Genomic DNA, 12,604 nt, shown 5'->3' with positions numbered 1-12,604 from the left:
TGCGCTCAGCACGAACGGTGGTGGGTGTTCAAGCCTGCAATGCCGCCATCACCTGCGGCGCGATCTTGTCGGCGGTCAGGCCGAAATAGTCGTAGAGCTTGTCGGCGGGGGCCGAGGCGCCGAACCGGTCGATGCCGAAGCGCAGGCCCTGCACCATCGTATAGCGTTCCCAGCCGATCGTCGTCCCCGCCTCGATCGACACGCGCAGCAGTTGCGACGGATCGACCGGTGGCAGCACGTCGTCGCGATACGCCTGCGGCTGCGCGTCGAAGCGCGACCAGCAGGGCATCGACACGACATCGGCACCGATGCCGGCCTCTTCCAGCCTGTCGGCAACGTCGAGCGCGATCTCGACCTCCGAGCCCGTCGCGATCAGTACCACACGCCGCACAGCGGTTGCGGCGCGCAGGCGGTAGCCGCCTTTCGCCGTCAGGTTTTCACCATCTGTATCACGCACTTGGCGCAGGTTCTGGCGGGTCAGTGCGAGCAGCGACGGACCATCCTTGCGCGCGACCGCGCAGGCCCAGGCCTCCGCCGTCTCGACCGAATCGCACGGGCGCCACACGTCGAGGTTCGGGATCAGGCGCAGCGAGGTGACGTGCTCTATCGGCTGGTGCGTGGGGCCATCCTCGCCGAGACCGATCGAGTCATGCGTCATCACGAAGATCGAGCGGGTCTGCTGGAGCGCCGCGAGCCGGATTGCGGGCCGCGCATAGTCGGAGAAGACGAGGAAGGTGCCGCCGTACGGCACGACGCCGCCGTGTAGCGCCATGCCGTTCATCGCTGCGGCCATGCCAAATTCGCGGATGCCGTAATGGATGTAGCGGCCACTGTAATTGTCTGGCGTCAGCGGCCCTGTCGCCTTGGTCTGCGTATTGTTCGACGGGCTGAGATCGGCCGAGCCGCCGAGCAGCGCGGGATAGTCGGCGGTCAGCCCCTCCAGCGCCAGCTCGGACGACTTGCGCGTCGCGACCGCCTTGCCATCGACGTGCGAGAGCGCGGAGGCGCGCAGCGCGTCGAGGTCGAAGTCGCCGGCCATGCGCGCGGTGAATTCGTCGCCATCGTCGTGACTTACGAGGCGATCCTGCCACGCGGCGTGCGGTGCGGCGGCGGCACGCCCAGCGGCGAGCCAGCCGTCCCGCACGTCGGCGGGCACCTCGAACGCGGGCGTGTCCCAGCCGAGCGCGACGCGGGTCGCGGCGATCTCGTCCGCGCCGAGCGGCGAACCATGGACCTTGTGGCTGCCGCCCTTGTTCGGCGCGCCCTTGCCGATCGTGGTCCGGCAGCGGACCAGCGTCGGGCGCGTCTCTTCCGCAATGGCCTCGTCGAACGCGCGCGTGATGTCGGCGAAGTCGTGGCCGTCGCATTCGACGACGTGCCAGCCGGTCGCGCCATAACGCGCCGGGATGTCTTCGCTGGTCGACAGCGACGTCGCGCCGTCGATCGTGATCTTGTTATCGTCCCACAGCACGATCAGCCGGCCGAGCTTGAGATGCCCGGCGAGGCCGATCGCCTCATGGTTCACGCCCTCCATCAGGCAGCCGTCGCCGGCGATCACCCAGGTCCGGTGGTCGACCAGATCGTCGCCATAGGTCGCGTTCAGGTGCCGCTCGGCCACCGCCATGCCGACCCCCATCGCCAGCCCCTGCCCCAGCGGGCCGGTGGTGCATTCGATGCCGGGCAGCTCGAAATTCTCCGGGTGGCCGGCGCACGGGCTGCCGAGCTGGCGGAAATTGCGGATGTCGTCGATCGTCGGCCGCGCATAGCCGGTCAGGTGCAGCAGGCTGTAGATTAGCATCGATCCGTGGCCGGCCGACAGGATGAAGCGGTCACGGTCCGGCCAAGCCGGATCGGCGGGATCGTACTTCAGGTACTGAGTGAACAGCACGGTCGCGACGTCGGCCATGCCCATCGGCATGCCGGGGTGGCCGGAGTTCGCGGCCTCCACCGCGTCCATCGACAGCGCCCGGACGGCGTTGGCGAGCTGGGCTTGCGGGGCGGCCATGACTTCTCCTGCGGTATCGTCGCGGCGGGTGTGGGCCGCGCGCGCCTTTGCGCATCGTCGCCCGTCCGCGTCAACCGGGCGAACCTCAAGTCGTTCGCGCCTTGCCCGGTCGACACATGGTGCTAAGCGAACGATATGACAGATCAAACAGCGGGATCCGCGCCGATCGACGCCGCGCCCGTCCCGACCGCGTCCTCCCCGACCTCGCCTATTTCGACCGCGGCGGCCGAAACGATACAGGACCGCATCGACCGCGCCTTCGCGCGAATGGAGGGTGCCGCCCGCCGCCTGAACCAGTCGCACGGTGCGCTGATCGAGCGCCACGCCCGGTTGCGCGCCAGCGTGACCGAAGCGGTACGCGGCATCGATTCGCTGATCGCGGAGGACGCGAAGTAATGGCGCAGGTAACGCTCAGGATCGGTGGCCGCGCGCATCTCGTCGCGTGTCAGGACGGTGGCGAGGCGGATCTGGAGGCGCTCGGCCGACGGCTCGATTCGCACGCTGCCACTGCCAATCGCGCGGCGGGCGGCCAGGGCGGCGAGCGGCAGATGCTCTATATCGCGCTGTTGCTGGCAGACGAGCTGGTCGAGGCCGAGCGAGCTCCAGGTGGCGGCCCCTCCCCCGCGGTGCTCACCCGCATCGCCGAACGGCTGGAAGCGATCGCGGCGACCCTTGAGGAAGCGGCGCCGAACGCCTAGATAGGTGGCGGCGGGCACTGCCCGGTACGAGCCTTTATTATCCCTGAGGCTATTCATCATCCAATGGGGGCTGTCCCTGCTAGGATCCTGGTCCAAAGCACATGGTTCCCACCTGACGTACAGTGCGTCAGTGGATAACCCGGCACACGGCCACGGCGGTCCCGCCACCGCCCTGCGAAAGCGCACCCGATGAGCGACGAGAAGCGGATCCTGCGCGCCCGGATGCGCGCCGAACGCGACGCCTTCGCGCTGGACAGCGATGCGATGATCGCCCCGCCCGCCGCGTTTCTCGACCGGCTGGCGCCGGGGCGTATCGTCGCCTCCTATATTCCGGTCGGAAGCGAGGCCGACCCTTCCCCGCTCGCCGCCGCCGCGCGCGCGGCCGGCTGTATCGTCGCGCTGCCGCATGTTGAAAGCCGCGAGGCCCCGATGCGCTTCCTGCTGTGGGATGAGCGTGATCCACTGCTCCCCGGCCCGTTTCGCCTGCGTCAGCCCGCTGCCGACGCCGCCGTCGCGATTCCCGACCTCATCCTGACGCCGCTCGTCGCCTTCGACGATGCGCTCAACCGGCTGGGGCAAGGTGCTGGCCATTACGACCGCGCCTTCGCCGCGCATCCGGAGGCCTGGCGGCTGGGTGTTGCCTGGGCGATGCAACAGCTATTGTCGCTCGACACCGACGACTGGGACGTCCCGCTGCACGCCGTCGCCACCGAGCGCGGGCTGGTGACGTCATGACGCCGAGCTGGCGCAAGCCGGTCGGGATGATCGGCATCCTAGTCTACATCACGCTTTGGGTGGTGCTGGTGGTGAGTTTCAGCCGAATCATCGGCATGCTGCCAGGTCTGGCGCAGGCGCCGATCTATCTGGTCGCGGGGATCGTGTGGATTTTGCCGCTGCGCCCGGCACTGCTGTGGATGGAAACGGGGCGGTGGCGAGTGCCGAGGTAGGCTAGCCACGCCGCTAAAGGGGGGCCGACCCATTCTCTGCCGTTCGGCCTGAGAAAAGTCGAAGGCCAGGTCTACGTAAAGTGCTTCGGCTTCGCTCAGCACGAACGGTTCGGATTTAACGCTAGATGCTTTGACAGACGCTGGCCCGGGGTGGCGCCGCGGCGAAGCCGCGTCGTCGGTCGGGAGCTGCGCCCCGCCGGCCGGCCGGTCAGGTGCGTCGCAGCTGTGCTGCGGCGTCTCCTGACTGGCGCCAAGTGGCGCGAGTGACGGGGCTCGAACCCGCGACCTCCGGCGTGACAGGCCGGCGCTCTAACCAACTGAGCTACACCCGCTTGCTTGGCGGAGCCGGGCTGTTACGGCCCCGGTTCCGGGGTGTCAACGACCCATCTGCGAAAAACTATGCGTCCTGATCGCGCCGGTTCATTCGCAGGCGCGCGCCGGGATCGTCGCTCGACGCCAGCGTGCCGCGTTCGAACAGGAAGCCGGCGATATCCGGCCGGCCCGAGGCGTTCAGCACGGTCTGGATGATGATGAGCAGCGGCACCGCCAGCAGCGCGCCGGGCGTACCCCACACCCATCCCCAGAAGCTCAGCGAGATCAGGATCATGATCGGATTGATGGTCAGGCGATGGCCAACCACCAGCGGCGTGATCGCATTCGCCTCGATGATATGCGCGACGCCCATGATCGCGGCTGGCATCAGCGCCCAGAAGATGTCGCTGAACGTCATCAGCCCGCCCAGCGCCAGCAGCGCGGCGGCGAGGATCGGGCCGAAATAGGGAACATAGTTCAGCAGCGCGACGATCCCGCCCCACATCAGCGGAGTCGGCATGCCGATGGCGTAGAGCAGTCCCGCGACGACGAGCCCGAGGGACACGTTGATGAGCGTGATCGTACCGAGGTACGCCGACGTATCGTCCACCACGTCCTGGATCACCCGGGCTGTTGCCATCGCGCCGCCGAAGCTGGTGCGGCGCGTGATCGCCGCACGGCGTGTCTTCGTCCATCCGGCGAGGAAGAAGTAGATGACGAGGATCGCGAAGAACATCTCGATGAACGCCGACGGCGCCGAGGTCGCGAACAGCTCGACGATCGAGCGCGGCGGCGCGACCGGTGCGACCTGCTGGCGCTGCGGCGCATCGGCCATCTGGCGCAGCGTCTTGTTCACGAACCTCTCGAGGTTCGAATAGAGGTCGATCACTGGCGAGAGATTCTGCTGGATCAGGTCGATACGTTCGGGAAGCAGCCGCACCCACTGCCATGCCGGCACGACGATCGAGGCGAGCGCGACGTTCACCGCGGCGAGGAACAGGATGACGCAAAGGAACGCGGCAAGCCCCGCGGGCACCCGGCGCCGCTCCATCCATTCGAGCATCGGCACCATCGCGATGGCGATGACGATCGCGGCGGTGGTCGGCAGGAAGAAGCTCGACCCCGCCTGCAGAGCGAAGGGGACCGCTAGTACGAGGCCCGCGCCCAGCGTAAGCGAGATGCCGGCCAACAGCCGGTCGCGACGCAGCGAATCGTCGCCCGGCGGTGACGGCGTTCCGGTCTCATCGGTCTGGTCCGTCACGTAAGTCCTCCTGGCCCGCGCTGTCCTAGCCGCCTTCGGCGCGCCTTCCTATCGCCGAATGGCGGCGCGCATCGTCCTCAAGGAACAGGTAATCGGGATCGAATTCGGCGAAATCGTGGAGCCCGGGCAGGTCGAGGATGTCGAGCCTGCGCCGCGCGACGGAGACGAGACCGCGTTTGCGCAGCGTGGCGAGCACGCGGTTGGTGTGGACGTTGGTCAACCCGCACGCTTCCCCCAAATCCTGCTGCGTCAGCGGAAAGTCGAAGCCAGCGTCGGTCGCCAGCCCGACGATCGCCAGACGCGCGTGCAGTTCGCAGATCAGATGCGCCACCCGCGGCGCGGCGCCCATCCGACCGATGCGGAAGATCCATTCGCGGTGCATCGCCGCATCGAGCAGGGTGGAAAACCACAGCAGCTTCACCAGATGCGGCCGCTCCGCCATCAGGATGCTGAGCCGTTCGTGCGGAACCAGACCGATCCGACAAGCCGTGATCGTCGTCAGGTCATGGTCGAGATAGCCGAGCGGATAGCCGTGGAGGTCGACGAAATCGCCGGGCACCTGCAACCCCACCCCCTGGCGCTGCCCCTCCGCGGTGTCGCGGTGACGCGAGATCCACCCCTCGATCAGCAGCGTGCTGAACGCCAGTGGCTCGCCGCGGGTGACGAAGGTGGTGCGCGCCGGCAACGTGCGCACATCGACGATGCACGCCTCCAGCGCCTGCAACTCGTCGGGACGCAATTGCCGACGACGACGCCCCATCAAGAAACGCGATGTCAGCAATTCTGAGGCGACCGTAACCATATCGACACGATGGCCGTGCCGTTGCGTCCGCGCAACAAGCGAATTCAGTCGGCGCCATCGCTTCGCGCGAACAGCGTTTTCAGTTCGGTCTTCAGAATCTTTCCGTTGGCATTGCGCGGGAGGACGGTGTCGGAGAAACGGATCTCGACCGGCACCTTGAACGGCGCCAGCCGCTCGCGCACCCAATCCTGCAATTCGCCTTCGCTGGCCGAAGCGCCGGGAGACAGGTGGACGACCGCGACGGGCTCCTCCCCCAGCGTCCGGTGCGGCACGCCGACCAGCGCACAGTCGGTGACGGCCGGGTGGGCGTAGAGCACGTCCTCGACCTCGCTCGAATAGATATTCTCGCCGCCGCGGATGACGATGTCCTTCGCCCGGTCGACGATGTAGCAGAAGCCCTCGTCGTCCAGTCGGGCGAGATCGCCGGTGCGGACCCAGCCGTCGACGAAGGTGGCGGCGGTCGCTTCGGGCTTGTGCCAATAGCCTTTCACGATCATCGGTCCGCGCGCCCACAGCTCGCCGACCGCGCCAATGGGCAGTTCGGCCGTGCCTTCGGGATCGACAATCTTCAGGTCGGCCACGGCGACGGGCGGGCCACAGCTGGTCGGGCGATTCAGATAGTCCTCCGCGCCGTGCTGCGTCACCGTCGCGGTCGTTTCGGTCATGCCCCAGCCATTGCCCGGCAGCGCACCGAATTCGGCATGGATGCGCCGCACCAGTTCGGGCGCGGCCGGTGCGCCGCCATAGGCGATCGATTCGAGGCTGGAGAGGTCGTAGTTCGCGCGGTCGGGATGTTCGAGCAGCTGCCACGCGATGGTCGGCACGCCGCCGGTCAGCGTCACGCGCTCGCGCTCGATCACCTCCATCGCGGTCACCGTGTCCCATTTGCGCAGGAAGACGAGCGTACTGCCGGTCGCGATCGCGCCCATCATCGTCGCCGAACAGGCGGTGACATGGAACAGTGGAATGACGAGCAGGCCGACCTTGGGCTCGGGCTCGGGCGGCATTTCGCCGCGACGCAGATAGGTGCGCGCGCCGGTATAGCCCGACGACAGTATGTTGGTAACGAAGTTCCGATGCGTGCCAAGCGCGCCTTTCGGTGCGCCGGTGGTGCCGCTGGTGTAGAAAATGGTGGCGTCATCGTCGGGCGCGATGGCGACATCCGGGAACGGCACCTCGTCCATCGACGACCAGCTTTCGGGCGCGCCGATCAGCGCCTCCAGCGCCGTCGCACCGCCGTCGAGCGGTGCCTTGGCACGCGCGACGATCACGCGTTCCAGCGTACCACCCGTCGGATAACGCCCCGCCAGCCGCGCATGTCGCTCGCCATCGACGAACAGCAGCTTCGCGCCCGAATCGGCGATGCCGTAGTCCAGCTCGTGCGCGGTCCACCAGGCATTCAGCGGCACAATGATCGCGCCTAGGCTGACGGTGGCGAAAAACACGACCGGCCATTCGGGCAGGTTGCGCATCGCCAGCGCGACGCGATCGCCCTTCCCCACCCCCATTGCCGCCATCTGCGCCGCGAGCGCGGCGACGGCGCGATAGGTCGCCTCATAGCTGATGCGCTGATCCTCGTGGATCGTGAACAGGCGATCGCCATGCATGCGCCCGAGCCGGATCAGCGCGGCGAGGCTGGGCGGCGCATTCTTCCATGTCCGCGTCGGCACGCCGGCGATGTCGACCGTCTCCATCTCGAACCGCTGGCCGGGTGCACACAGCAGCCGCTCGACGTCGGCCACCGACATGCGCGGCCAGGACGGATCGAGGGCGATCAGCGGTTCTTCGGCCAAGGCATACTCTCCGGGATAGAATATTCGGTTTGGGCGCGGAAAACCGTGCCGGGGTGCGGTTTACGGTTGATTCGCGCCGCACTCAAGGCGATAGAGTGCCACCGGCGAAATGGCGCCACCAGCGATGTTTTGAAACAGGGGTATGGAGCACAGATGATTATCGCGGAGCCCGGCGATCACGGCTTCGACGGTGGTCGGCTGGCGCGGATCGATGCCTTCCTGCAGGCGAACTATCTCGACACGAACAAGCTGCCCAACGCGCAGCTGCTGATCGGTCGCGGCGATGCCCTCGTTCATTTCTCCTCGTTGGGCAGCGCGCGCGACGGCGGCCCGGCGGTCGATGCGACGACGATCTTCCGTATCGCCAGCATGACGAAGCCGGTGACCTCGGTCGCGTTCATGCAACTGGTCGAGGAAGGACGCGTCGCGCTCGACACGCCGGTCCATCATGTCATCCCCGAATTCGCCGGGCTGGGCGTCTATGACGGCGGCGGTGCCGGTGTACCCTTCCGCATGAGGGCGACTGCCGCGCCGATGCGCATGATCGACTTGCTGCGCCATACCGCCGGCCTGACCTATGGCTTCCAGAACCGTTCCAACGTCGACGCAGCCTATCGCGAAGGCCGGCTGGAGACGTGGCACGGCAATCTCGATCTGGACGGGCTCGCTGCGGCGCTCGGGCAATTGCCGCTCGAATTCTCGCCGGGCGAGGCGTGGAACTACTCGGTGGCGACCGATATTCTCGGGCTAGTGGTGCAGCGCCTCACCGGCATGCCGCTGGGCGAGGTGTTCCGAACGCGCATCTTCGCGCCGCTCGGCATGGACGACACCGGCTTCTCCGTACCGGCCGACAAGACCGACCGGCTGGCGGACTGCTACGCCTTCGCACCCGGCAAGGGGCGCGTGATGTACGACGCCGGCGCGGCGTCGGCCTGGAGTCGCGAGCCGACGCAGGCGTCGGGCGGCGGCGGGCTGGTGTCGACCGCGCTCGACTATCATCGCTTCTGTCGCATGCTGCTGGACGGCGGTACGCTGGACGGCGTGCGCATCCTGTCGCGCAAGACCGTCGCGCTGATGACCACCAATCACCTGCCCGGCGGCGCCGACCTGGCCAGCATGAGCCGGTCGATGTTCTCAGAGGCCACCAACGCGGGCGTCGGCTTCGGCCTCGGCTTCGCGGTCACGATCGACGTGCCGCCCACGCTGATCCCCGGATCGGTCGGCGAATATTACTGGGGCGGGCTGTTCTCGACCGCGTTCTTCATCGACCCGGTCGAGCGGATCATCATGATCTTCATGACCCAGGTCAGCCCCAGCAACCTCTATCCCATCCGCCGCGAACTCAAGACAATGATCTACGCGGCCCTGAACTGACGATGCGCCGCGCAGGCGACGCATGAAGGAGAGAAGAATGACCGACCCCATCAGCACGCGCATGGACGGCGACGTCCTCGTCATCACCTCGAACAACCCGCCGGTGAATGCGCTCGGCGCCGCCGTCCGCCAGGGCATCGACGCGGCGGTGAAAGCGGGCCTGGCCGACGACGCCGTACAGGCGATGGTGATCGCGTGCGAGGGCCGCACCTTCTTTGCGGGTGCCGACATCACCGAATTCGGCAAGCCGATGCAGGAGCCGTCGCTGCCCAATCTGGTCGATTCGATCGAGGCGGCGGACAAGCCCGTCGTCGCCGCGATCCACGGAACGGCGCTGGGCGGCGGCTGCGAGGTCGCGCTGGCGTGTCATTACCGGATCGCCGTCCCGTCGGCGAAGCTTGGCCTGCCGGAGGTGAAGCTCGGCATCCTGCCCGGTGCCGGTGGCACCCAGCGCCTGCCGCGCGTGGCAGGGGTCGAGTTCGCGCTGGAACTGGCGGCGAAGGGCGACCCGGTGCCGGCGAAGAAGGCGCTCGACGCCGGCCTGCTCGATCGGATGGCGGGCGAGGACAGCCTGCTGGCCGACGCCGTCGCTTTCGCCCGAGAGGTCGCGGCCACCCGCCCGCTGCCGCGCGCCAGCGAAAAGTCGGTGACGGTCGAGCCGGGCGTGTTCGACGCGTTCCGCAAGACGAATGCGCGCCGCTTCCGCGGGTACGAGGCGCCGGCCGAGATCATCGACGTGATCGAGCAGACGGCGTCGATGCCCTATGCCGAGGGCGTCCAGCGCGAACGCAACGGCTTCATGAAGCTCATCATGAGCGTCCAGTCGGCGGCGCAGCGCCACATCTTCTTCGCCGAGCGCAAGGCATCGCGGATCGACGACGTGCCCGAGGATACGCAGCGCCGCCCGATCAAGCGCGTCGGCGTGATCGGCGCGGGCACGATGGGCGGTGGCATCGCCATGAACTTCCTGTCGGCCGGCATTCCGGTGACGATCGTCGAGATGAAGCAGGATGCGCTCGACCGCGGTCTGGGTATCATCCGCAAGAATTACGAGGCGACGGCGGCGAAGGGCCGGATGAAGCCCGAGCAGGTCGAGGCGGCCATGGGCGCGCTGACGGGCACGCTGAGCATGGAGGACCTCGCGGACTGCGATCTCGTCATCGAGGCGGTCTATGAGGAGATGTCGGTCAAGAAGGACATCTTCGGCAAGCTCGACACCATCTGCAAGCAGGGCGCGATCCTGGCGTCGAACACCAGCTATCTCGACGTGAACGAGATCGCTGCGGCCACCAGCCGACCGCAGGACGTGCTGGGCATGCATTTCTTCTCGCCGGCCAACGTCATGAAGTTGCTGGAGGTCGTGCGCGGCGACAAGACCGCGGGCGACGTGCTGGCGACGGTCATGGACATCGCCAAGAAGATCAAGAAGGTCGCGGTCGTCGCCGGTGTCTGCCACGGCTTCATCGGCAACCGCATGCTGATGCCGCGCCAGATCGAGGCGATGAACCTGTTGATGGAGGGCGCGACGCCCGAGCAGGTCGATCGCGTCCATGTCGAATTCGGCATGCCGATGGGCCCGTTTCAGATGAGCGACCTCGCCGGCGTCGACATCGGCTGGCACCGCGACCCGACCCGGATCGAGAGCATCCGCGACGCGCTCGCCGCCGAGAACCGCTGGGGCCAGAAGACCAAGGCGGGCTTCTACGACTATGACGAGAAGCGCACCCCCTCGAACAGCCCGCGCGTCGCCGAGATCATCGACGATTTCCGCAAGAAAACGGGCGCCGCCCAGCACGAAGTCACCGATCAAGAGATCGTCGAGCGCACGCTGTACCCGATGGTGAACGAGGGTGCGAAAATCCTGGCCGAGGGCAAGGCGCAGCGCGCGTCGGACATCGATGTCGTGTGGATCTACGGCTACGGCTGGCCCCCGTATCGCGGCGGGCCGATGTTCTGGGCCGACACGGTCGGCCTGAAGACGATCGTGGCCGGCTTGGAAAAGCACGGCATGGAGGTCGCCCCACTGCTGCGCGAGAAGGCGGAGAAGGGCGAGCGATTTAACTGAACTGCTCCTTCTCCCGCGTGCGGGAGAGGGTCGGGGTGAGGGTCTGGCCGCCAGTCCCTCACCGCTGCGACGAAGGCAGCAAAGCTGCCAAGTCTCGCTCTTCTCCCGCCACGCGGGAGAAGGACAGGAGAGAGAAATGACGGACACGCTCGACACCTTCCGCACCGAAACCCGCGCCTGGCTGGAGGAGAACTGCCCGCCCGCCATGCGTGAGCCGATGCGCAGCGAGAAGGACGCCTGCTGGGGCGGGCGCGACCAGTCGAAGCTGTCGCCCGACCAGAAGCTGTGGATGAACCGCATGGCCGCAAAGGGCTGGACGGTGCCGGACTGGCCGAAGGCCTATGGCGGCGGCGGGCTGTCGCCGGCGGAGACGAAGGTGCTGCGCGAAGAGATGGCGCGGCTGCGTTGCCGCAATCCGCTCAACAGCTTCGGCATCTCTATGCTCGGGCCCGCACTGCTAAAGTACGGCACGGAGGAGCAGAAGCTCGATCACCTGACCAAGATCGCGCGCGGCGAAATCCGCTGGTGTCAGGGCTATAGCGAACCCAATGCCGGCTCCGATCTCGCCGGGCTCGCCACATCGGCCGAGGACAAGGGCGACCATTTCCTCGTCAACGGGCAGAAGGTGTGGACCAGCTATGCCGATCAGGCCGACTGGATCTTCTGCCTCGTCCGCACCGACAAGACGACCAAGCAGGGCGGCATCAGCTTCCTGCTGTTCGATATGGCGAGCGAGGGCGTGTCGACGAAGCCCATCCTGCTCATCAGCGGCAATTCGCCGTTCTGCGAGACCTTCTTCGACGATGTGAAGGTGCCGAAGGAGAACCTCGTTCACCAGCTCAACAAGGGCTGGGACGTCGCGAAGTACCTGCTCGGTCACGAGCGCGAGATGATCTCGGGCATGGGCCTCGCCGCACACGGCAATCCTCTGGTCGACGGCGCGATCGCGACAATTGGGCTGGATCACGACGGCCGCCTCGCCGACCCGCTGCTGCGCGCACAGATCGCGCTGTTCGAGGTCCGCGCGAAGGCGTTCGGTGCGATGTCGGAGAAGTTCATTGACGAACTGAAGGCGGGTCAGGCCCACCCTGCCCAGCCGAGCATGATGAAATATTATGGCACCGAACTGAACAAAGCCCGCCACGAACTGGTGATGGCGAGCGGCGGGTCGGACGCGCTGGAATGGGAAAGCAACGCCTCGCGCGGCGGTGCCGCGGCGCGGACGTGGCTGCGCACCAAGGCCAATTCGATCGAGGGCGGGACGAGCGAGATCCAGCTCAACATCATCGCCAAGCGGATCCTGGACCTACCGGCCTGACGCACCATGCTCCCGCGCAGGCGGGAGCC

At 67.1% G+C, this 12,604-nt stretch carries 11 protein-coding genes and 1 tRNA gene; 7 read left to right on the top strand and 5 right to left on the bottom strand.

The annotated features are described in order from the left end of the window. Positions 1–28: 28 nt before the first annotated feature. On the bottom strand, positions 29–2,005 hold the full coding sequence (tkt, locus tag ACX40P_RS07345; protein WP_459125665.1) for a transketolase: 1,977 nt from the start codon (positions 2,003–2,005) through the stop codon (positions 29–31). Between the two features lie 135 nt (positions 2,006–2,140). Here tkt and ACX40P_RS07340 point away from each other — a divergent pair, with 135 nt between their 5' ends. From ACX40P_RS07340 to ACX40P_RS07325, 4 genes are all read left to right on the top strand, one after another. Beyond that, the gene (locus ACX40P_RS07340) at positions 2,141–2,401 is read left to right on the top strand and encodes a hypothetical protein (RefSeq protein ID WP_459125664.1); all 261 of its coding nucleotides are present in this window, start codon (positions 2,141–2,143) and stop codon (positions 2,399–2,401) included. Then, positions 2,401–2,703, top strand: coding sequence for a cell division protein ZapA (locus ACX40P_RS07335; RefSeq protein WP_459125663.1), 303 nt, complete (start codon positions 2,401–2,403; stop codon positions 2,701–2,703). The genes ACX40P_RS07340 and ACX40P_RS07335 overlap by 1 nt, the downstream gene beginning before the upstream one ends. Positions 2,704–2,892: 189 nt before the next feature. After that, the gene (locus ACX40P_RS07330; protein WP_459125662.1) at positions 2,893–3,438 is read left to right on the top strand and encodes a 5-formyltetrahydrofolate cyclo-ligase; all 546 of its coding nucleotides are present in this window, start codon (positions 2,893–2,895) and stop codon (positions 3,436–3,438) included. After that, entirely contained in the window at positions 3,435–3,650 is a 216-nt protein-coding gene (locus tag ACX40P_RS07325) for a DUF2842 domain-containing protein (RefSeq protein ID WP_459125661.1), read from the top strand. Before ACX40P_RS07330 ends, ACX40P_RS07325 begins: the two co-directional genes overlap by 4 nt. A gap of 255 nt (positions 3,651–3,905) precedes the next feature. Here ACX40P_RS07325 and ACX40P_RS07320 read toward each other — a convergent pair. The 4 genes from ACX40P_RS07320 to ACX40P_RS07305 form a co-directional block, all read right to left on the bottom strand. After that, positions 3,906–3,982: transfer RNA gene (locus ACX40P_RS07320), tRNA-Asp, on the bottom strand. 65 nt (positions 3,983–4,047) lie between these two features. Further along, complete coding sequence (locus ACX40P_RS07315) at positions 4,048–5,223, bottom strand: AI-2E family transporter (protein WP_459125660.1); 1,176 nt, start codon at positions 5,221–5,223, stop codon at positions 4,048–4,050. 25 nt (positions 5,224–5,248) lie between these two features. Continuing rightward, positions 5,249–6,025, bottom strand: coding sequence for a Crp/Fnr family transcriptional regulator (locus tag ACX40P_RS07310; RefSeq protein ID WP_459125659.1), 777 nt, complete (start codon positions 6,023–6,025; stop codon positions 5,249–5,251). 44 nt (positions 6,026–6,069) lie between these two features. Further along, positions 6,070–7,773 carry a class I adenylate-forming enzyme family protein gene (locus ACX40P_RS07305; RefSeq protein WP_459126031.1) on the bottom strand — a complete coding sequence of 568 codons (1,704 nt, stop codon included), beginning with the start codon at positions 7,771–7,773 and terminating at the stop codon, positions 6,070–6,072. Positions 7,774–7,971: 198 nt separating this feature from the next. On the opposite strand from ACX40P_RS07305, the gene ACX40P_RS07300 reads away from it, so the two are divergent. From ACX40P_RS07300 to ACX40P_RS07290, 3 genes are all read left to right on the top strand, one after another. Beyond that, positions 7,972–9,192, top strand: a complete 1,221-nt coding sequence (locus ACX40P_RS07300; RefSeq protein ID WP_459125658.1) for a serine hydrolase domain-containing protein — start codon at positions 7,972–7,974, stop codon at positions 9,190–9,192. A gap of 37 nt (positions 9,193–9,229) precedes the next feature. Next, complete coding sequence (locus tag ACX40P_RS07295; RefSeq protein WP_459125657.1) at positions 9,230–11,257, top strand: 3-hydroxyacyl-CoA dehydrogenase NAD-binding domain-containing protein; 2,028 nt, start codon at positions 9,230–9,232, stop codon at positions 11,255–11,257. Positions 11,258–11,393: 136 nt separating this feature from the next. Beyond that, positions 11,394–12,575 carry an acyl-CoA dehydrogenase family protein gene (locus tag ACX40P_RS07290; RefSeq protein ID WP_459125656.1) on the top strand — a complete coding sequence of 394 codons (1,182 nt, stop codon included), beginning with the start codon at positions 11,394–11,396 and terminating at the stop codon, positions 12,573–12,575. The last annotated feature ends 29 nt before the right edge of the window (positions 12,576–12,604 follow it).

The sequence above is a fragment of the Sphingomonas sp. RS2018 genome (assembly GCF_054489605.1).
The sequence above is the reverse complement of the archived record's forward strand: the minus strand, read 5'-3'. Positions and strand labels throughout refer to the sequence as shown.

Bases quoted from the DNA above. Each gene is read 5' to 3' on its own strand.
- ACX40P_RS07340 (WP_459125664.1), top strand. From the start codon at position 2,141: ATGACAGATCAAACAGCGGGATCCGCGCCGATCGACGCCGCGCCCGTC.
- ACX40P_RS07330 (WP_459125662.1), top strand. From the start codon at position 2,893: ATGAGCGACGAGAAGCGGATCCTGCGCGCCCGGATGCGCGCCGAACGC.
- ACX40P_RS07305 (WP_459126031.1), bottom strand. From the start codon at position 7,773: ATGTCGGTGGCCGACGTCGAGCGGCTGCTGTGTGCACCCGGCCAGCGG.
- ACX40P_RS07335 (WP_459125663.1), top strand. From the start codon at position 2,401: ATGGCGCAGGTAACGCTCAGGATCGGTGGCCGCGCGCATCTCGTCGCG.
- ACX40P_RS07295 (WP_459125657.1), top strand. From the start codon at position 9,230: ATGACCGACCCCATCAGCACGCGCATGGACGGCGACGTCCTCGTCATC.
- ACX40P_RS07310 (WP_459125659.1), bottom strand. From the start codon at position 6,025: ATGGTTACGGTCGCCTCAGAATTGCTGACATCGCGTTTCTTGATGGGG.
- tkt (WP_459125665.1), bottom strand. From the start codon at position 2,005: ATGGCCGCCCCGCAAGCCCAGCTCGCCAACGCCGTCCGGGCGCTGTCG.
- ACX40P_RS07300 (WP_459125658.1), top strand. From the start codon at position 7,972: ATGATTATCGCGGAGCCCGGCGATCACGGCTTCGACGGTGGTCGGCTG.
- ACX40P_RS07325 (WP_459125661.1), top strand. From the start codon at position 3,435: ATGACGCCGAGCTGGCGCAAGCCGGTCGGGATGATCGGCATCCTAGTC.
- ACX40P_RS07290 (WP_459125656.1), top strand. From the start codon at position 11,394: ATGACGGACACGCTCGACACCTTCCGCACCGAAACCCGCGCCTGGCTG.